Annotated in this window: 18 protein-coding genes, 1 tRNA gene and 1 pseudogene; 12 read left to right on the top strand and 8 right to left on the bottom strand. The window is 37.2% G+C overall.

The genetic code is table 11. The features are described 5' to 3' along the window. Positions 1-54: 54 nt before the first annotated feature. Positions 55-774 (bottom strand): Crp/Fnr family transcriptional regulator, encoded by a 720-nt coding sequence (locus AC5JMK_RS08190; protein WP_016863057.1) that lies wholly within the window; start codon positions 772-774, stop codon positions 55-57. A gap of 297 nt (positions 775-1071) precedes the next feature. Here AC5JMK_RS08190 and AC5JMK_RS08185 point away from each other — a divergent pair, with 297 nt between their 5' ends. Further along, a complete protein-coding gene (locus AC5JMK_RS08185; protein WP_495909840.1) occupies positions 1072-1917 on the top strand; it encodes a DALR anticodon-binding domain-containing protein in 846 nt (281 codons plus the stop codon). Between the two features lie 303 nt (positions 1918-2220). On the opposite strand, the gene AC5JMK_RS08180 is transcribed toward AC5JMK_RS08185, so the two are convergent. Beyond that, positions 2221-3099, bottom strand: coding sequence for a Cof-type HAD-IIB family hydrolase (locus AC5JMK_RS08180; RefSeq protein WP_096675089.1), 879 nt, complete (start codon positions 3097-3099; stop codon positions 2221-2223). Positions 3100-3221: 122 nt separating this feature from the next. Here AC5JMK_RS08180 and polA point away from each other — a divergent pair, with 122 nt between their 5' ends. From polA to AC5JMK_RS08165, 3 genes are all read left to right on the top strand, one after another. Continuing rightward, positions 3222-6191: a DNA polymerase I gene (polA, locus tag AC5JMK_RS08175; RefSeq protein ID WP_495909839.1), complete on the top strand. Its 2970-nt coding sequence runs from the start codon at positions 3222-3224 to the stop codon at positions 6189-6191. 427 nt (positions 6192-6618) lie between these two features. Beyond that, on the top strand, positions 6619-7656 hold the full coding sequence (locus AC5JMK_RS08170) for an AI-2E family transporter (protein ID WP_096675091.1): 1038 nt from the start codon (positions 6619-6621) through the stop codon (positions 7654-7656). A 123-nt stretch (positions 7657-7779) separates the two neighbouring features. Beyond that, the gene (locus AC5JMK_RS08165; RefSeq protein WP_096675092.1) at positions 7780-8082 is read left to right on the top strand and encodes a DUF2288 domain-containing protein; all 303 of its coding nucleotides are present in this window, start codon (positions 7780-7782) and stop codon (positions 8080-8082) included. A 63-nt stretch (positions 8083-8145) separates the two neighbouring features. On the opposite strand, the gene AC5JMK_RS08160 is transcribed toward AC5JMK_RS08165, so the two are convergent. Beyond that, on the bottom strand, positions 8146-10380 hold the full coding sequence (locus AC5JMK_RS08160; RefSeq protein WP_495909838.1) for a WD40 repeat domain-containing protein: 2235 nt from the start codon (positions 10378-10380) through the stop codon (positions 8146-8148). A 287-nt stretch (positions 10381-10667) separates the two neighbouring features. Here AC5JMK_RS08160 and AC5JMK_RS08155 point away from each other — a divergent pair, with 287 nt between their 5' ends. From AC5JMK_RS08155 to AC5JMK_RS08145, 3 genes are all read left to right on the top strand, one after another. Continuing rightward, a complete protein-coding gene (locus AC5JMK_RS08155) occupies positions 10668-11765 on the top strand; it encodes a tocopherol cyclase family protein (RefSeq protein ID WP_096675093.1) in 1098 nt (365 codons plus the stop codon). A gap of 124 nt (positions 11766-11889) precedes the next feature. Next, positions 11890-11963 (top strand) — tRNA-Arg (locus AC5JMK_RS08150). Positions 11964-12229: 266 nt separating this feature from the next. Further along, positions 12230-12772, top strand: a complete 543-nt coding sequence (locus tag AC5JMK_RS08145) for a YdcF family protein (protein WP_096675094.1) — start codon at positions 12230-12232, stop codon at positions 12770-12772. A 100-nt stretch (positions 12773-12872) separates the two neighbouring features. Here the strand turns inward: AC5JMK_RS08145 and AC5JMK_RS08140 are convergent, their stop codons facing one another. The 3 genes from AC5JMK_RS08140 to AC5JMK_RS08130 all read right to left on the bottom strand — a co-directional run bounded on the left by AC5JMK_RS08140 (position 12873) and on the right by AC5JMK_RS08130 (position 15345). Beyond that, on the bottom strand, positions 12873-13796 hold the full coding sequence (locus AC5JMK_RS08140) for a DUF5331 domain-containing protein (RefSeq protein WP_495909837.1): 924 nt from the start codon (positions 13794-13796) through the stop codon (positions 12873-12875). Between the two features lie 68 nt (positions 13797-13864). Beyond that, positions 13865-14152 carry a (2Fe-2S) ferredoxin domain-containing protein gene (locus AC5JMK_RS08135; RefSeq protein ID WP_096675096.1) on the bottom strand — a complete coding sequence of 96 codons (288 nt, stop codon included), beginning with the start codon at positions 14150-14152 and terminating at the stop codon, positions 13865-13867. A 218-nt stretch (positions 14153-14370) separates the two neighbouring features. Further along, on the bottom strand, positions 14371-15345 hold the full coding sequence (locus AC5JMK_RS08130; RefSeq protein ID WP_096675097.1) for a cysteine synthase A: 975 nt from the start codon (positions 15343-15345) through the stop codon (positions 14371-14373). Between the two features lie 63 nt (positions 15346-15408). Between AC5JMK_RS08130 and AC5JMK_RS08125 the strand changes: the two are divergent. The 4 genes and pseudogenes from AC5JMK_RS08125 to AC5JMK_RS08110 all read left to right on the top strand — a co-directional run. Continuing rightward, a pseudogene (locus tag AC5JMK_RS08125) lies at positions 15409-15611 on the top strand (helix-turn-helix domain-containing protein); the annotation flags it as partial. Between the two features lie 340 nt (positions 15612-15951). Then, the gene (locus tag AC5JMK_RS08120) at positions 15952-16632 is read left to right on the top strand and encodes a cadmium resistance transporter (RefSeq protein WP_495909836.1); all 681 of its coding nucleotides are present in this window, start codon (positions 15952-15954) and stop codon (positions 16630-16632) included. Positions 16633-16848: 216 nt separating this feature from the next. Next, positions 16849-17457: a pentapeptide repeat-containing protein gene (locus AC5JMK_RS08115; protein ID WP_495909835.1), complete on the top strand. Its 609-nt coding sequence runs from the start codon at positions 16849-16851 to the stop codon at positions 17455-17457. 268 nt (positions 17458-17725) lie between these two features. Continuing rightward, positions 17726-18535 (top strand): prohibitin family protein, encoded by an 810-nt coding sequence (locus tag AC5JMK_RS08110; RefSeq protein WP_096675101.1) that lies wholly within the window; start codon positions 17726-17728, stop codon positions 18533-18535. Between the two features lie 51 nt (positions 18536-18586). Here AC5JMK_RS08110 and AC5JMK_RS08105 read toward each other — a convergent pair whose 3' ends face one another. Together AC5JMK_RS08105 and AC5JMK_RS08100 are read right to left on the bottom strand one after the other, a co-directional pair. Beyond that, positions 18587-19018 carry a DUF7980 family protein gene (locus tag AC5JMK_RS08105; protein ID WP_495909834.1) on the bottom strand — a complete coding sequence of 144 codons (432 nt, stop codon included), beginning with the start codon at positions 19016-19018 and terminating at the stop codon, positions 18587-18589. 169 nt (positions 19019-19187) lie between these two features. Beyond that, a complete protein-coding gene (locus AC5JMK_RS08100; protein WP_096675103.1) occupies positions 19188-19850 on the bottom strand; it encodes a cadmium resistance transporter in 663 nt (220 codons plus the stop codon). An 85-nt stretch (positions 19851-19935) separates the two neighbouring features. On the opposite strand from AC5JMK_RS08100, the gene AC5JMK_RS08095 reads away from it, so the two are divergent. Next, positions 19936-20613 carry a cadmium resistance transporter gene (locus tag AC5JMK_RS08095; RefSeq protein WP_096675104.1) on the top strand — a complete coding sequence of 226 codons (678 nt, stop codon included), beginning with the start codon at positions 19936-19938 and terminating at the stop codon, positions 20611-20613. Positions 20614-20620 lie beyond the last annotated feature (7 nt).

Below are 20620 nucleotides of genomic sequence, written 5' to 3'. Positions count from 1 at the left end.
CGCTATTCCTATCTGGTAGGGCGACTTCTCATCAAAGAATTTGGCAACTGTGCTTTAGCCGGCTCTGTTAATCGATTCTGCTGGCAAGCAAATCAAATTATCTCCCTGGGTGAGGATTAAGCCACGCTGACGCAACTTGCCCATCAAACGGGTGACGGTAACACGAGTCGAACCAATGGCGCTGCCAATTTGGGCATGGGTGAGGGGGAAAGGTAGACAATAGCCACGAATCACTTCTGGATCGGTTTCACTCATTGCTGGCTCTCCATATTCCTCAATCAACAATGTGAGGAATCCTAAGAGTCGGTCAATCGTGCGACGTTGTCCTAAGGCACTTAGCCACAGCAGTTTACGCTGGTGCTGATACCTAAAGGCATCCATAACTTCACGTCGGAAGTGAGGCCAGTTGTCTAAATCGTGCCAGTACATCCACAGCACCGCAGTTTGGTCCACATGGGCATAAGCCTGGAGCGTGAATGGTGATTGAGCAACAATTTCAAAGGGCTGTCCTGCACCCACAAATCCTAAGAAGGCTTCTTCTGGAGTTCTGTTGATGCGTCGGGACGTTAACTGACTTGCTGTTGCACTCACTTGGGCGGTTCCTACCATGCGGATTGCACCCCTTTGCACTAAATACAACAATCCAGGACGGGCTGGAATGCGCTCATCTTTGCTAAAGGTGCGGCAGCGGTAGTGTTCTTGAGCCCAATCAAGAATGCGTTGCCAAGTTAAGAAAGGGCGTGATGCCTCAGAAAAGGAGGATGGAGATTGCATAGGTAACAAAGAGCGTTCGGCTGAAGACAAAAGAGGTCATAACAAGGTGCAAGGAGTGTCTTCTCGTTGGCAGGTTAGGCTTAACACCTAAACAGTGCCAGCCATGCAAAGAGAGGAATTTTAATTCCTACTCTTTTGTTATACTTCCTACTGTACAATGATGGTAGTAAAATTTACTCAGTTTCAAAAAAAATTTGCATTCTTCTAATTTTTCTTTGATTAAATTAAACTTCAGTCTAAAGACAGATGACACAAAATTAATGGTTTTTGAGTAGATGTCTAACACCTGTATGATAAGTGCATAAAAAGCCACTAGTAAGTAGATATGTAGCTATCAAGCGTTTTTTGTGCAGTTACATAACGTTAAAACTAAGTATTTATACTAAGACTATAAAAAGAGAATGCCCAATAAATCAAAAATTTCCTCTCTCTAAAGGTAGAGATAAAAATCGGGTTTTTTACATCACAGGGTTAGCACTACAACTGGCAAAATATGAGAAAATTCCGTCGATGGAGATTGCCAATGCGATCGCTTCTCATTTATCGGCAAACTCGGCTGGAGTTTTCAGCATTCAAATAGTTCCACCTGGTTGGATTCATTTAAAATTGGCTCACCCTGTGTTGGCTGACTGGTTACAAAGCCTTGCAGAGAGTCGGTGGGGAGCTTATCCTCTTCAAGGGGGACAAAGGACAAAGGACAAAGGAGAGACAGAGAATAACCAATGCCCAATGCCTGATGCCCTATTCCCAGTTCAATATGCCCATGTACGCTGTTGCTCACTCCTGCGGTTGGGTGAGCAAGAGGGATTAATTACTTCTGATAAAGCTATACCTTGGCTTAACAATCAGCAAGAACTGTGTTTTCATCACCCAACTGAACTTTGCTTGATAAATGAGTTAGTAAAAGTAGTTGACGAATTGGAGTGTTCTGACTCTAGTGCTTTGGTGAAATGGGAAAAAGTAGCGCTTGCTTTAAGTCAAGCGTTTGAAAACTTCTGGCGCGACTGTCGGATTTGGGGTGAAATAAAAGCCAACTCACCAGAACTAGCCCAAGCTAGACTGGGTCTAGTTTTAGCCACTCAATCGGTTTTAAGACGACTGTTGGAAGAAAAGCTTAATATTTTTGCTCTTTATGAATTATGAAATTGATTTTGTTTGGAAGTAACAAACAACAAACAACTACCAACAAACATCAAAAAAACCTAAAAATGAAAGAAATCAAAACTTTTGTAACAAGTATTGACTGGCTTAATCACCTAAGATATATTAGCTGGTGTGTGAGGAGCGAACCAGCAAGGGTGCCGAGACGAAACACGGCCAGTCGTCGGCACCCTTTCTGATTTTTTAGTATTTTGTGAGTAGGGGCGTAAACGCGGTTTGCGCTGCTTCAAGGCAGAGTACGGCTGTTCGCCCCTACAGTAGTAGGTGATTCCAACCAAACAACTACTACGATAGCAAAAACTTTTCTATTGCCACTGCTGCCCCATCTTGGTCAATAGTGGGAGCTATCCAGCTAGCGATCGCCTGTATTTGGGGTGGTGCATTACCCATAGCGATACTAATACCAGCATACTCTAACATTTCTAAATCATTAAAGTTATCACCAATAGTCATGACGTCACTAGGTTGTAATCCTAGCAATTCTTCAGCTAGGTAACGCACAGCCATGCCTTTATTCGCAAAAGGATGAGTCGCTTCAAAAAACGTGGCAACGGATTTTGTCAAATATAACTCCGCAGGAGTATATTGAAGGCGTAAAGAACCTAATAAGTTATCAATAATGTCTTTGTCGTCGCACAAAGCCAGAATTTTTGTTGGTTCATTATCGGTTAAAATTTGACGTAAATCACCGACTGCAACGGGTTGAATAGCAGAACGTTGTGAATAGAGTTGAGTTTCGGTTGTGATTTCGCGGACGTAAAGTTGATCGTTGACGTAAAAATGAACAGATAAAAGCGATCGCAATTCTGGTTGTTCAAAATAGTCTAATAGCCGATGAGCCATTTCCCTAGAAACAGACAAATGTTGGTGCATCTGTTGAGAGGCTGGGTCTTGTATCCAAGCTCCTTGATAGGCTATTAAAGGCAGAGTAGAACCAATATCTTGATGGAAGCGCAAAGCAGAACGGAACATTCTACCAGTGGCGATCGCGACTTGAATCCCTTGTGCTTTTGCCGCAGTGATTGCTTCCTTGACTGGTTCATTGATATTGTTAGATTCGCCGGCAATAGTTCCATCTATATCTAGAACCAGCAGTTTAATTTCTTTTGTAGCCATACCCGCAACAGCAGCTGATTTTAATTGAGTAGCAGATGCTTCTTGCATAAATTTGGTGAGCAATAACTGTAAAGTCCCAGTAAGAGATTATCAGTCTCTGGTTAAGAAATCATCTGAAATCCTCCTACTGGTGAGATAAAGCAATCAAAGCTGCTGACTAAAATAATTTTATGTCCCAAACAACACCCTCCAATTCAATCACAACACGTCCCACCTTCATTTTGATAGATGGACACTCTTTGGCATTCCGTTCTTACTTCGCTTTCGCTAAAGGAAGAGACGGTGGACTGCGAACCAAAACCGGAACTCCTACCAGCGTATGTTTTGGTTTTTTAAAGTGTCTGTTAGAAGTAATGACAGTGCAACAGCCACAAGCAATTGCAGTGGCTTTTGATTTAGGCTTGCCAACTTTCCGCCACGAAGCCGATGATACCTATAAAGCTGATCGCCCAGGTACACCAGAAGATTTTGTTCCCGATCTAAAAAACTTACATGAGTTGCTGGATGGATTCAATCTGAAAATTCTCACCGCTCCTGGTTACGAAGCGGATGATGTGCTGGGAACAATAGCACAAAAAGCAACTGCTACGGGATATCAAGTCAAGATTCTCACAGGCGATCGCGATTTATTTCAACTCATCGATCCTGAAAAAGAAATTAGCGTTTTGTATTTTAGTCCAGATGCGCTGAAGCGCTCTACATCTACAAACGGGATCAGCGAATTTGGACCAGAAGAAGTTAAACAAAAACTTGGCATTTTGCCATCACAAGTGATTGATTATAAAGCTCTTTGTGGTGACAAATCAGATAATATTCCTGGAGTCAAGGGAATAGGTGAAAAAACAGCAGTTCAATTGCTAAATACCTACGGTTCCCTTGAGCAAATTTACGCTTCTTTGAGTGAAATTAAAGGCGCAACTCAGAAAAAATTAGAATTAGGTAAAGAAGATGCCGAAAAATCTCGATTCTTAGCTGCGATCGTTCTTGATGTACCTCTTGATATTAATTTAGAAGATTGTAAATTAAAAGGCTTTGATAGTAATGTTCTGACACCTATATTAGAAAACTTAGAATTTAAATATTTTCTAGGAAAAATTAACCAACTCCAGAAAAAGTTTGGTGGTAATGTTACAGAAACATCAGTCATAGAAACAGAAGATAGAGACGTGGAATTACCCTACGGGAACGCTAAAAGCGAACGCGTTTCTACAGATGATGAAGATTTGTGGTTTTTCAGCGCTGCTGAAACAGAACAAGTTCAACAGCAACAAAATACTTCGATAATTCAACCACGCATCATTGATACAGAAGCAAAGCTAACTGAATTAATAAACTTATTAAAAGAATTTACTGACGCAAATTTACCCATAGCTTGGGATACTGAAACTAATGATCTAGAACCACGCGATGCAGAATTAGTAGGAATTGGTTGTTGTTGGGGAACCAACTCAGATGAAATAGCTTATATTCCCTTAAATCATCAAATTGGAGAAAACTTAAATAAAGAAATTGCACTACAAGCCCTAAGCCCAATTTTTGAAAGTATTAATTATCCCAAAACTTTTCAAAATGCTAAATTTGATCGCTTAGTTTTCAAGTGCCAAGGAATTAAGTTAGCTGGGGTGGTATTTGACCCCATGTTAGCTAGTTATGTCCTCAATCCTGATAGTAGTCATAATTTAAGTGACTTGACTCAAAAACATTTAGGATTGACGATAAAAAATTATCTAGATGTAGTTCCCAAGGGAAAAACGATTGCTGATATTGAGATTAATAAGATAGCTGACTACTGTGGTTTGCAAGTTTGGGCGACATTCCAACTAGTACCAAAATTGCGTGCAGAACTGGATAAAATTCCAGCATTACATCAGCTATTAATGAATGTAGAACAACCATTAGAAGCTGTTTTGGCAGACATGGAATACAATGGTATTCATATCAATACAGCTTATTTAAACGAACTTTCACAACAATTAGAAACAGATTTAGCAAAACTGGAACAACAAGCTTATGAGATAGCCGGAGAAAAATTCAATTTGGGTTCTCCCAAACAATTGAGTCAAATATTGTTTGAAAAATCAGGATTAAGCACTAAATATTCCCGCAAAATTAAAACAGGATATTCCACAGACGCAGCTACCCTAGAAAGATTACGAGAGGTAGATACTACAGGTATTATTGATGCCATTATTGAATATAGGACTCTGGCAAAATTAAAGTCTACTTATGTGGATGCTTTACCAGCGTTAGTGCGTGCAGATACAAAGCGAGTCCATACCGATTTTAATCAAGCAGCAACATCAACAGGTAGACTATCTTCTTCTAATCCAAATTTACAAAATATCCCGATTCGGACTGCTTTTAGTCGTCAAATTCGTAAGGCGTTTCTACCAGAATCTGGTTGGTTAATGGTTGCTGCTGATTACTCCCAGATAGAGTTAAGAATTCTTACTCATTTGAGTCAAGAGCCAGTATTAGTTGAAGCTTATCAAAATAATGAAGATATTCATACTGTTACTGCGAGACTGATGTTTGAAAAAGAAGATATAACATCAGATGAAAGAAGGGTAGCGAAAACTATCAACTTTGGCGTGATTTATGGTATGGGTTCACTGAGGTTTTCCCGTTCAACAGGTGTGGATAGAAACCTTGCTAACGAATTTATCAAGCGATTTAGCAAACGTTATCCAAAAATATTTGAATATTTAGAAGGATTAAAAAAACAAGCGATCGCTCAAGGTTATGTAGAAACAATTCTTGGTAGGCGTCGTTATTTTGAATTTACCACCAATAGCTTACGTCAATTAAAAGGCAGCAACCAGAAAGATATTGATTTAGGTAAACTTAAAAACTTAGGTAATTACGATACTGGTTTATTACGTTCTGCTGCTAACGCCCCAATTCAAGGATCTAGTGCTGATATCATCAAAATTGCGATGGTGAGGCTGCATGAAATTTTGCAAAATTACCAAGCACGATTATTACTGCAAGTTCACGATGAATTAGTATTTGAGATTCCTCCACAAGAATGGGAAGAATTACAAATCCAAATTAAGTCAGCGATGGAAAATGCTGTGCAGTTAAGTGTTCCCCTAGTTGTAGATGTACGTGCTGGCGATAATTGGATGGAAACGAAGTGATGAGTGACGTGTTGAAAATAGGGATTGGGGATAAGAGATCGCAAATCGAAGACAAGGGGATTAACTTAGCATTGGTTGATTTTTCATTCACTTGTTGTAGGTACTAACGTCCGTGCGGGTATTGTACTTAATCTCACCTATCGCTTAAGTGCGTTTAAACCCACTTGAATCAAGAAAGACAGGTCTTTAGGTAGTTGTCTTATCAACATACTTATTTCTTTTGGGATTGAAATTATTAGTTAGTAAAACAGAAAAATATACTTTGGGTAAGTGGTTATTATTACTTAAATACTATAGAGTAAATATCATTGGTAAGTATGATCTTGGTAAGTATTCCAAATAATAGATGACAATCAATACTTAGTGATATGTGAATTAAAAAGTCTTAGTAATATTAATCTTTAATATATATTATCTTTCATAATCCATGAGTAGCTTTAGAACCAATAAATTTTGGTCTAGATTAAATAATCTCGTTTTAGTCAGATTTTTGCTTTTGGTTGCTTCTGGCTGGGCAGTTGTACAGCTTTTAGCATATTTTGAAACTGTAATTGTTATTTTTACCTTTGCTACTATCTTGGCTTTTTTGCTGAGTTATCCGGTAAAATGGCTAAAACGTTTTTTGCCTCATCATGTAGCAGTAATTGTGGTTTTTTTACTCAGTATTGTGATTATTGGTAGTCTGACAATTACTGTGGGTTTAACTATTTTATCACAAGGACAACAGTTAATTGATAGCCTGACAGTTTTTTTAAATTCATTAGCTCCTCTACTAGAGCGAATAGAATCAATTTTTCGTTCACGCAATATTCAGCTAGATTTAACTATTATTGAAGAACAGATACGCAATCAAGCAATAACTCAACTGGTTGCTAGTTTGACCATTCTCCAAACATTTTTAACTAATTTTGTGACTTTTATATTAATCTCAGTTGTTGCTTTTTTTATGCTGTTGGATGGAGACAAACTTTGGCATTTAACGATCAAAGTTATACCTAAACAGCGTCGTAGTAAATTTACTAGTATAATTCAACGCAATTTCTTAGGTTTTTTTCAAGGTCAATTGTTATTAACTTTATTTCTCACAGGTTCTACTTTTATTATTTTTTTATTATTAAAAGTTCCCTTCGCCTTGATATTGTCAGTTATAGTCGGGATACTTGACATTATTCCTGGTATAGGTGCAACATTAGGAGTTGGTATAATCAGTTTAATTGTATTATCTCAAGGTGCTTGGCTAGCTCTTAAGGTATTAGTTGCTTGCATCATACTTCAACAAATACAAGATAATCTCATTGCACCTCGAATTATGCAAGGTGCGCTAAATCTTAATCCTGTAGTAGTATTTTTTGCTTTATTAATAGGCGCGAGAGTTGCTGGTTTATTGGGAATTTTTATTGCAATTCCTATTGCTGGAGTGATAGTTTCTATATTTGAAATTGATGAAATGAAATCAGAAATTTAGTTAGGATTATTAGTAACTAATTAAAAATAGGATAAGGAAAAATATTGTAAGATATATAATATAATTTAGTGGGATTATTATTTAACATAGTAAAAAGTTCCTAGAAATAATGACTAATGACTAATGACTAACCCGAATTTAAGAGCAGAATTAACAGAAAACTTAGATGAGGCGGAGTGGGAGTGGCTAATTCCCCATGCGCAAAGAGATGCAGTAATTGTGGTAGAAATAGGATTAGATATATTGGATGTAGGGGTAGCGATCGCTAGCGATAAAGTTTTAGAAGTCCAAAACTGGATTGATGAACAATTGATTGCTAAACCATCTTTAGATCAATTGGGTAATTGGAATAGCGATCGCACTAAGCGATTTCATACTTTAATAGTCCAACCATTTGTATTAGTGCAAGAAAAATTGGCTGTTTAAGAAATATTTTGTAGGGTAGCACAGCTATACTACCCTATATTTAGCAAATTACTAATTACCAAATTAATCAAATCCTTTCTGTATTTCTATATCTCGGTTGCGCTGTGTTGATCTAAATTCCAAATTTACAAGTGTTACTGTTTTATCTCCATTGGCTGTTGCTATTATCTTCCCATCTGGACTATAAGCAACACAATAAATCGCACCTTGATTAACAGCAATATTATTAAGCTCTTCACCCGTATCTACTTGCCAAAATTTCAGATTTCCGTTGTAACTTCCACTGGCTAAAGTTCTTCCATCTGGGCTAAATGCAACAGAATAAACTTCCTCATCATTCTCAGTAATGCAATTAATTTCTCTACCAGTTTCCGCATCCCAGAATCTGATTTTTTTATCTTGATGACCACTAACTAAAGTTGTACCATCAGGACTAAAACAAATAGAATAAATTCTTCCCATCGAACTAGATTTACTTTTAAGAGTCAGGAATTTATCTTGAGTGAGATGCCAAATTTTAATAGTTTGATCCCGATCACCACTACCGCTAGCGACTAGTTTACCATTAGGGCTAAAAGCAATGCATAAAACTTCATCTACATGTCCTGTCAGGGTATCTATCTCTTTTTGATGACCAACAGACCAAACTTTAATAGTTTTATCTTGACTACCACTAGCTATTATTTTGCCATCAGGGCTAAAAGCCACAGCATAAACTTTCTCTTTATGTCCAACAAAATTACAAATTTCTCTTTCTGTATCTACATCCCATAATTTAACTGTTTTGTCGTCATGACCACAGGCTAAAATTTTACCATCAGGACTAAAAGCAATTGAATTGACTTTTCCAGAAACTGTAAAGGTGCGACTTTGGTGAGTATCTAAACGCCAGAGTTTGACGCTTTTGTCATGGCTACCACTAGCTAATATTCTGCTGTTTGAATCAGCAAAAATCGGATTAAAAGCCACAGAAACTACTCGTTCTGAATGTTCTTTTAAAGTAGGGAGAGAATTGGGTTTTTGTGTTTCCGTTGTCGGTGATTTTGTCGGTGCGATCGCCACTGGTGGTAAAGCTGGTGGTGTCTCAGTTTTCTTTACTTCTGGCGGTTGAGGATGGAGAATTGTGTTTTGAGGTTGAGGCTTTACTGGTGTTGGGATTGTAATATTTACTTGGGGTTGTTTGATTTTTGTTGCGACTTCTTGACTCAGACGTTGTTCTGTTTGAGTTAAAGACTCTGCTAAATTCTGGATTTCTGTTTGCAGTAGTGCGATCGCGTATTTAAATTCCTCTATTTGTTTTTCAGTATTTTTATTCACACCTTGTGTATAAGCATTTAGTTGAGTCATGTATTGTCTCAACGGTTGAATTTGCTGTTCAGTATTTGTATTTACCTGTTTAGCGAAATTTTCTAGTTGTTCTAAGCGCTGACTAAAAGCATCCAGATTTGGTACTTGTGGTTGAGGATTGGTACTGATTTTTTTAGTCTCAGTATCAAGTTCTACTACTTGTTGTCTTAGAATTTCAAATTGCTTTTGAGTACTAGCATTTAACTGTTGAGTGAAATTATCCAGTTGAGCAAAATTTTGTTTAAGAGGTTCTATTTGTTGAATACTTGTATATAACTGTTGAGTATAAGTGTTCAATTGGGTAAAATTTTGTTTAAGAGGTTCGATTTGTTGCTGAGTATTTGTATTTAACTGTTGGATATAGGCATTGAGTTGAATCAAATGTTGTTTGATTGGTTCGATTTGTTGCTGAGTTGTTGTATTTAATTGTTGAGTATAGGCGTTGAGTTGAGCAAAATTTTCTTTGAAAGGTTCTATTTGTAACTCAGTTGCTTTCATCAACTGTTGTCGAAATGCATCAAATTGTGCCAAGCGTTGTTGATTAGAATCAGTATTTTGCTCTTTTTGGTTTTGTCGTAATTCTTCTATTTGTTGTTGAGTTGTTTGACTTAATCGTTGTGTAAAGTCATCAAAATTTTCTAAGCGCTGTCTAAAAGGATCAACTAATTGATCAAATTGGGCGATCGCATTTTGTCGATATTGATCATTTAAACGCTTCAACCGTTCCCGGTTTGTGATATTCAAACCAAGGGCTACAGTTAAAGGAAATGCTGCGTAGACAACTTGTTGAGTGACTGTAGCAGCCAAGCTTCCAATTGCGGAAGCGTATAGGGAAACGTATTCAGTAACTTCTAGCCAGTGGAGTTTGGTCATATTTGGTGGAATGCTGTACTTGCGGCTGGGAGGTAAAACAGCTAGAACGCGCAACGTAGTTTTAGGACTTATCTTCATCTTCTGCCAAGAAAGTTCTCCAATCTGTGCCTAGAAATCCTCATTACCCACAACAGATAAATAAAGGTACTGCTTAAGGCAGGAGAATGGATTAGTTTGTAGGGGTGTAAGAGTGTAGAGGTGTAGGAGAAAAACCTTTTTTATATTTGGCGATGAAACTTGTTTCATTGAGACTGCCAACAAGTGAGTGCGATCGCCCATACTAAAAAAGGGTGTTAGGTGAATTTAAATGCGATTTCCTAACATCCATCTCCTTTTACACTCCTAAATCCCTGTCAACAGAAATCATGCTTGATTTTCTCAGCAATCCTTTTGACACCACCCAAACTCCTCACAGTGGTTATCACTGGGATCACAGTAGCCGTCGCTTTTTTGAAGGTTGGTACTACCGCGTGACTTTACCTGATGAAAATCAATCGTTCGCCTTTATGTACTCTATCGAAGACCCCATTGGCGGTAAACCCCATAGTGGTGGTGCAGCCCAAGTTTTGGGACCGAATGATGAGTATTTGTGTCGTACTTTCCCGGAAGTCAAAAATTTTTGGGCAAAGCCAGATGTGCTAGCTTTGGGTCATTGGGGTCAAAGTAATCTGGATATTCAACCTTGTTACTTGGAACCAGAAAAATTTGAGGGTCATGTTCAACAAGGCTATCAAGCCACAGCTACTTTAAATCAAGGCATAATCAGCGATCCCAGCACTGGTCAATATTGTCGTTGGCAATATGAAATTCAACCCGTGTATGGTTGGGGAAATTGCCGCAGCATACAACAATCAACCGCAGGCTGGTTGTCATTTTTGCAGATTTTTGAACCCGGTTGGCAAATTTTGATGGCCCATGGCTTGGCTAGCGGTTGGATAGACTGGAATGGCAAACGCTACGAATTCACTAACGCACCTGCTTACGGTGAAAAAAATTGGGGTGGCGCTTTTCCTCAAAAATGGTTTTGGGCAAACTGCAATAGTTTTTCACAGATTCCTGACTTAGCCCTAACTGCTGGCGGTGGTAGACGGGGGGTGTTGTGGTGGATGGAATCTGTAGCAATGATTGGTATCCACTATCAAGGCAAATTTTACGAGTTTGTACCTTGGAACTCCCAAGTTAGCTGGAATATTCAACCTTGGGGTCAATGGCAAATGCAAGCTAGAAATTCTGACTACGAAGTTGAATTAACAGGAATCACCGATTTACCAGGAACTCCCTTACGTGCGCCGACAGAAAATGGTTTGCTATTTTGCTGTCGTGACACTTTACAAGGGCAATTAAATATAGAACTGCGAGAAAAAAAGAATAATGACAAAGAAATTATCCTGAAAGCACACAGTTCAGCTTGTGGATTAGAAATAGGCGGCGGGCCCTGGAATGATGCTTGGCAGTCTCATTAAAACAGTGAACAGTCATTTTATGCGTATGGTGGGGAATTTCCATCCAAGCAAAAAAATGATAACTGATAACTGGTAACTGATAACTGTTAAAAGTGGTATCATGAGGAGTGATATCCATTATTTTGGGGCTGTAGCTCAGTTGGATAGAGCGAGCGCCTCCTAAGCGCTAGGTCGCCGGTTCGAGTCTGGCCAGTCCCGTCGTCTAAAAAGTTTAATATTTAAGGTTGCACAAACACTTTGCATCTGCCTCAATAGCAGCTAAAATCTAGCAGCAAGTTGATCGATGCCTTTTGTTTCTTGGCATTTGCGATCGCCTGCCAAATAGGGAAATCACCCAAAAATCAATTTGGGATAATTTCTCAAATTTTGGCTGATCTAAATTCTTTTTCAAGAAAAATTGTTGAAGCTGACAAACTGATAGAACCTTGAAAAAGCCACTATTCAAAAATCTATCTTCTCGGTTGATGATTCTTACCCTACCACTAGTCACGTTGTGGGGTTATAAGGAAATCCAAGGTCAATTTACACAACCGCAAGCAATTTTAGTCTTGGGTGGTTCCACAAAAAAATTAGAACGAGAAAAATTTACGGCAGATTTTGCCCGTAAGCATCCTAACCTACCGATTTGGATTTCTGGAGGTAGTCCACCAACAGCAACAAAAAAAGTATTTGCCAAAGCGGGGATTAATCATCAACGCTTACACTTGGATTATCGAGCCAATAACACAGTAGAGAACTTTACCACTCTAGTGGAGGATTTAGAAAAAAATAACATTAAAAATGTCTACTTAGTTACTTCTGACTATCATATGAGACGCGCCACAGTTATCGGTGAGATTGTTTTGGGTAGTCGAGGAATTAATTTTAAACCAGTGTCAGTTCCTTCTAGTAGTTCTCAAGCAGAACCCATTGGCAAATCTATCCGCGATGGCGTGAGATCATTAGTTTGGGTGGCTACTGGTTATACAGGTAAAAATGAATTACCAGATAACAATAGAATTAGATGAACGCTACCATTTTGGATTTTGGATCGTAAAAAATAAATGGTAGCGATCGCTTCCTTATTTCGTAACATGAATCACGCTCAAATTCAGTCTGGAAAAAAACTCAATAGGGAATGTAAATAGCTTCATCTTTGTCCCATCTTGAACCTTGACAAAAGTCATCTACCCAAGAAGCGAGTTTATAGTTTTGCTTGGTAGGGGCTGAATTGACATTATCTACGAGGTCTTGTGGTGGTATCAAGGCTAACTTAGTTTTGCTGTCCATCTTGCTAGTAGCGATGACATATGAGATTGACTGACTTTCCTTGTTGATGTTACTGCTCATGAGGAGCGATCGCACAGATTTACTATTATTACTACTATTTTCGGTTTTGCTAACCACTGTCAGCAGTGGCGTAAGCGTCGGTTTACTGTTGCTTTCAGCTTTACCAATAACAGCAAGTGCAGGTAAAGCTTTACCATTGTTAGTTCTATTAATCACCGCTAACGTAGGTACTGATGTACCCCTACTTTCCAATTTATTTACCACAGTCGGCGATGATACAGATTTTTTTTGATTGTGTACTTGCGTACTTATCCTACTACCAGTATCCTGCTTAACAACTCCATTGGTTTCTAAGCGTTTTTGGGATGGATGTAACTTATTTGATGAAAGTGCAGAGCGAGGTTGGGAATCAACTTTGCCGTTAGTTGATATTTCAGGAAGTATTTTTTCCTCAATTGTTTCTACTTCTGCATCATTATTATTATCTTCTTCAAGTAAATGGAGTTGTTCTTCAGGATTAAAGTTTAAACCCAAAGCTGTAACTATACAATCCGGGTTATTATTTAATTCCAAAAGTAAAGGTAATATTTCATCCAATTCTGGTTCTAAAACAGATAAAGTTGCCAAAATAAAGCCAGAAGAAGGGCGACGTTCACCATCATATGTACCCCAGATTCGCATTTTTACTAACCAGGGACGATTTTGAAAATAGTATTTCACCCACTTTAGTTTTAAGGATTCACGTAGCTGCTGAATATTCATGAAATATCTCGCTTCAGTCAACAAAAGTCCTGGCAGAAATTCCTACAGACAATGAATAAAAAACTTAGTTATTGTTTTTGTCCTTGAGGATGAAACCGATGATAGAGCATCTTAGTTACAATTTGATTACCTAATAAATGCTGTTCAATTATTAAAGGTACTTCGCTGGGATAAACGCCACTGTACCAAACCATATCTGGCACAACCAATACCATTGGCCCATTACCGCATTGTCCCAAACAACCGCTACCCATTACCGTTACATCAGGGACAGATATAACCTCAAAAGCTGCTAATACTTTAGCAGCTCCTTGCTTACGACAAGTACGATTTTGGCAGACGCGAATACATTTCATCAGTCATTAGTCCTTAGTCATTAGTCAAGTTTGAATTAAGGGTTTGTAGTAAGAATGCGCGTGCTTAAAAAATAAGGACTATAGCAGTTCTCATTTGAATCAAATACACCGCCACAAACAATGTAGAGACGTTACATGTAACGTCTGGGCGCAGCGTATTGCACACAACCGAGAAGCGCTATAAAGAAGTCTAATGACCAATGACCAATGACCAATGACTATTCTGGTAAAAGCCCTTTTGATTGTAGCCATTCGTTGTTAAATATACGTGATTGGTAGCGAGAACCACTGTCACACAAAATGGTAACTATGGTGTGTCCTGGCCCCATCTGTTTTGCTAAGGCTACAGCTGCGCCGATATTGATACCTGTAGAACCACCCATAAATAAACCATCTTTCCGTAGTAGTTGATATACTACCCGTAGGGCTTCCTGATCGTGGATTTGAATCGCGTCATCAGCTGGTGCGCCTTCCATGTTCGCGGTTATCCGACTATTACCAATACCTTCTGTAATGGAATTTCCTTCCATCTTGATTTCACCAGTTTTGATGTAGCTGTAAAGTCCACTACCCATCGGGTCAGCAACTACACATTGTATATCTGGATTTTTTTCTTTGAGAAATAGAGACACACCTGCATAAGTACCACCTGTTCCAGTTGCTACTACCCAACCGTCTATTTTTCCTTCTGTTTGTGTCCAAATTTCTGGGCCTGTGGTTTCGTAGTGGGCTTGACGATTAGCTAAGTTATCAAACTGATTTGCCCAAATCGCATTTTCCATTTCACTGGCAACTCTACCAGATAATTTGACGTAATTGTTGGGGTCTTTATAGGGTACAGCAGGAACGGGGCGAACTTCAGCACCTAATGCTCTCAAAGCATCCATCTTTTCTTGAGATTGGGTATCAGGAATAATAATTAGGCATTTGTAGCCTTTAGCGTTACAAATGTGTGCTAATCCAATCCCAGTATTACCTGCTGTTCCTTCTACAACTGTGCCACCGGGTTTTAGTAAACCTTTTTTTTCTGCATCTTCAATAATATAAAGCGCAGCGCGGTCTTTTACGGAACCGCCAGGATTGAGAAATTCTGCTTTACCAAGAATTTCACAACCCGTCTCTTCACAGAAACTGTTTAAGCGAATGAGTGGTGTGTTACCAACAGTACCGACAAAGCCGTTTTTGATATCCATCTTGAAATTTACCTAGTTTCTTCTTCTTATAAAAATTCTTACTTATTGTGGTGTTAATGTTGCATGTCGCGATCGCGCGATCGCGCTCCAGAGTTTCTCGAAAACAGCCAAGACAAGCGTGAGGTGAAACGAGCAAACGTAGTCAAAATGTTGCTCTGTGGAGATAAACATGAGGCTCCAACTGCCAATACTGGGCGTTTCGTCTGGTTTTATCAGGTAAGTGGAAAAAGGCGTTTTTCCAAAACGGAATTGAGTGTTTAAAGCTGGCGTAAAAATTACTCTTCCGTTTATACGGTTATATTTGCGGTGAATCGCTGTTTATACAGCATATCAAAACTCAGAGAGTTATGCTTTGACTAATTTTTATTCCTGCGATTTGTATTTATTTAATAACTTCTATTTATTATTTCCAAAAAAAAGAATATTTGCTCTTGTTTGCAGAAACACATAATATTCATAACAAGCTGAGTTTAAAGAAAATCTCAAATCTAATTAATGGCGATCGCCTAGATATAAAAACATTTCAACTATCTCCTGAACTGCCTTCACTTCTTAGTAGCAGAGAAGGATTAAAGAAGTAATTTTAAACTTTTGTGAGCAAAAACTATGAGTTGGCTAATTGGTACTTTAATTATTGGCATCTCTGCCGCTTTTGCAACTACCTTTGATGACAATATCTACTTGACAGCTTTTTTTGGAAAAGTTAATCACACCTTTCATCCTAAGCATATTATCATCGGTGAATTTGTTGGATTTACAGCATTAGTATTTGCGAGTTTACCTGGTTTTTTTGGCGGTTTATTTCTTCCAGAAGCTTGGATTGGGCTTCTAGGCATTTTACCAATTATTATTGGTATCAGTAATCTCATGAGTCAATATGACAATGGCAACACCATACAAAATGTGTCAGTTAAGTTTAGTAATTCGGTCAAACCTAGACGTCAGCAACAATCATTATTAGCAACTCTACACGATCCTCAAACTTACCGTGTTTCAGCAGTAACTATTGCTAATGGAGGAAACAACATTGGTATTTATGTACCTTTATTTGCTACTACTAATTTGCCAAGTTTAGGAGTAATTTTGTGTGTTTGCTATTTGACTGTTGGGCTATGGTGCTTACTCTCTTACAATCTGACTCGTAATCCTCTCATTGCTCCGCTTATGGCTCGCTATGGTCGAAAAATCTTCCCCTGGGTGTTAATGTGGCTAGGATACTCGATTATGATGAAGAGCGGTACTTTTCAACTTGTTCCCAATGTGGCAACTCTTTTCAAATACATATAGTTATTTATTGAAATTTACAAGCATAATTAAATAATTATGAAATAAAACTAAAAGCAGCTTTTAAGTGAAAGTAAATACCTTAAGAAAATCATCATTTTTGTTTATTATTAGGAAAAATAATAATATTTGCTTTCAGAGTTTTTTTAGTTTTATCTTGAAATTAACGTGAACTCAAAGCAGATAAAAAAGATTACCAAGTTTAAGAGGAATAAACTAATGAACAAACTATATTCCAAAAAATTAACTTCCTGGATTGTAACTGCTGTATTTATTGTATTGGTAGCAGGGTTTTCTTTAATTAACCAGCCCAACGCCTTAGCTCAATCAGAAACATTACCTGCACCTACAGAATCCACACCTGCTCCACCAGCCACACCACTAACAACATGGTTTGTAGATCCTGTAGCAGCAAATGTTAGACGTTTATTAACAACTAATGAATGTGTTGGATGCAACCTAGTTGAAGCACAACTAGAAAGGGTAAACTTGATGGGAGCGAATTTGGAAGGTGCAAACTTACTAAAAGCAGAATTAGAAAAAGCAAATTTACAGGGAACTAATCTACAAACAGCTAATTTGCAAGGAGTAGATTTAAGCAAAGCAAACCTCTCTGGAGTAAATCTCTCTGGAGCAAACCTATATGATGCAGATTTAGAGGGAGCTAATTTACAAGGAGCAAATCTCTCTGGAGCAAACCTACAAAAAGCTGATTTACAAAAAACAAATCTTACAACAGCGAACATAGAAGGAGCAAACCTGCTAGGGGCTGATTTAGAAGATGCATTCTTACCCCAAGGAATCGTAACTCAATATCAGTATCACTAAATCAGCGCCGACTACATGAGTATTTAAGCCAGGGATAGATCCCTGGCTTATTTTGTATGAAATTACTGATATAAAAAACCTTACTCAAGTATGATAACTTAAAATTTTATACTGAGTAACTTATTTAACTTGTGACTAATGACTTTTTAGAGGGGTAATTGATTTCCGTCATTCCTCACTGTGTTGTTTGATCATGGAATCAGTGTAATATTACAATATACGGTAAACCAATCGACTTAAAGTAATATTCTTAAATATTTAAGCAAGTATGAAAAAGATAACACTGATGAATAGTGCTGGTAAATTCACTGCGATTTTATTTTTAATCACTATTATTTTGACACCTTTTGTAATTATAAATGCGGGAGAACGTGGTGTATTAATGGAATTTGGCAAAGTAGATCAAATAGTATTAGATGAAGGTATTCACGTTATTATACCAATCGTCAATACAGTTAAAAAAATTAGTGTTAGAGTTCAAAAACAGCAAATAGCTGCGGAAGCTTATGCTAAAGATTTGCAGGATGTTTTTACAGAGGTTGCACTTAATTGGCATATTTTACCAGGAGAAGTAAATTTAATTTTTCAAAAAATTGGAACTGAAAAAGAAGTTGTTGAGAAAATTATTAATCCAGCTGTAGAAGAAGTTTTAAAAGCCGTGATCGCAAAGTACACAGCAGAAGAAGTAGTAACTAAGCGAGGAGAAGTTAAATTAGGAGTAGATGAAGCACTGACAAAAAGATTGCATGATTATTACATTGCAGTTGATGATATTTCACTAGTTCACGTCAATTTTTCCGACAAATTTAGTGAAGCAGTAGAAGCAAAACAAATTGCAGAACAGGAGGCAAAACGAGCAGAATTTATTGCACTCAAAGCAGTCAAACAAGCAGAGGCTCAAGTTAATTTAGCTAAAGGAGAAACTGAAGTTAATAGATTATTGCATCAGAGTTTGACACCGGAAATTTTGGAAAGACAAGCAATAGAAAAATGGAATGGAAAATTACCTCTGATGGTTAGTGGCGATACTCCAAGATTTTTGAATATCAGTGAACTATTGAAAATATCTGAACAATAAAAAAACAACCCCGACATATTTCATCAATCGGGGTTATGAATCTTATATTTGCTAACTATTCGAGAAAAAATTGGGTGTATCAAGAATCTTAAATTGAATTAATAATAGGATTATCAAGGTATACACGGTTGAAGAAACTAAACCTGTCAATAATTCTTTCTTTATGTTACGTTCTTGGGGTTGTTTTTGGAAAAACTCAATTGCACCTGCTTGCATCAAGATAATACCAACAATATTAGATAACCAGTAGCCAATAATGGCACAAGGCATAAATAATTTAGGGGCGAAAAGACTACAGATATAACCAAAAAAATAAGCGATCGGTAGATTGAAAACTAAATCGTTCCACCAACATAATGGTGACAATAAATATCCAATAACTAAAAAGAATCCTCCTCTGAGCTTTTGCAAAAATGTTTTGGGTAAGTCTTTTATGGTCGTTTGTGGTGTCTGTTTTGTACCGACTTTTTCAATATTCAGCATTTTAGTACTTATTTTCTATCGATATACCGTATTTTATGACACAAAATAAAAAAAGTATAGACTCAAGCTTTAATTTTTACTCAAATATTTCTCAATTAGCGATTTTATTGTTATTTATTTACCTATTAATGATGGTTAGCTTAAGGTTGGCTTATGCCAAATAATTGATTTAGTATTTTATCAAGCTTAATAAGCTAAACGTACCTCTTTCATACATTATATACAAACCTAAAATAATTAGTACAAAAGGCACAATTTTACTACCATAGTGACTTAAAAAAGATGCTATTGTTGCTTGCCGAGCAAATAGATAAGTTACAGCACACCAAACACCAACCATAATAAAAAATACTGCCAGAGTAATTAGTAAATTATTAAACTTAATGCCAGCAAAAAATGGAATATAGATACTAATATTGTCACCACCATTAGCAAATGTGACTGCTGCAACTTTATACGTTTGAGGACTGATAAGACTAGAAATAAAGGATAACAGAGGGTTAGCATTTCTAGATGATGTAAAATCGCTAGTCACTGTTTGAAGTTCTATTTTTTCTGTTTCTTGATTAAATAATTGTTTAATCCCAATTGTGATCGGTAATATTCCCAATAGACCGATCCAGGCTCGCGGTACTACTAAACCACCAAAGAAACCTGGTAAACTAGCAATAATAATAATAGTAAAACCAAGATATTGACCGACAACAATATGCCGGCGACGAAAATTAGTATTTATCTGGGAAAAAAAGAGTAGTAAAATGAGGATATCGTCAATATTAGTAGCGATAAAAGCAATTACACTCTGAGTAATAATAGTGATAGTATTATTCATAGGGAACTGTCAGTGATAGTATTTTACTAAACAATAGATTTATTTTTCATGCATCTTGCTCAAGAAATAGCTCAGGATATATGAAATGAGTGAGTTTATTCCTACACTCTTAGTTGGTATTTCAGCCTTCATCGCAACAAATATTGATGATATCGTCATTTTACTAATTCTTTTTTCTCAAACTGATTCTAGCTTCCGATGTCGGCACATTATTGCTGGTCAATATCTAGGCTTTACAGTATTGTTAATTGCTAGTCTTCCTGGCTTATTTAGTGGATCAGTCATAGCACCGCATTGGCTCGGATTACTAGGATTAATACCAATAGCAATGGGTATTAGCAGTTTAATCAATCAAGAAGAAAATATATCTGAAGAAATTGCAATCACACATGTAGATGATAAAAATTCAGATACTGCAAATTTTTTCAATCCACATACTTACAGCGTAGCAGCTATTACCATTGCAAATGGTAGTGATAATATCAGCGTTTATGTCCCGTTATTTGCTAGCGGTAGTTTAAATAATTTTATTATTATTGTGATTGTATTTTTTCTGTTAATAGCAATTTGGTGTTATCTAGCTTATAAATTTACTTCTTACTCTCAAATTGCAAATATATTAAGTAAATATGGGAATTATATATTTCCTATAGTATTAATAGGAATTGGTAGTTATCTTCTTTTAAAGAATCAATCTTTAAGCTTATTTAAGTTAGCAGTTAGTTGCTTTTGTTTAGTAATTATTCTAAACAAAAATAAGTAAAGTTCCC

The sequence above is a fragment of the Pelatocladus sp. genome, assembly GCF_059505505.1.
This window is presented reverse-complemented; position numbering and strand designations above follow the sequence as displayed.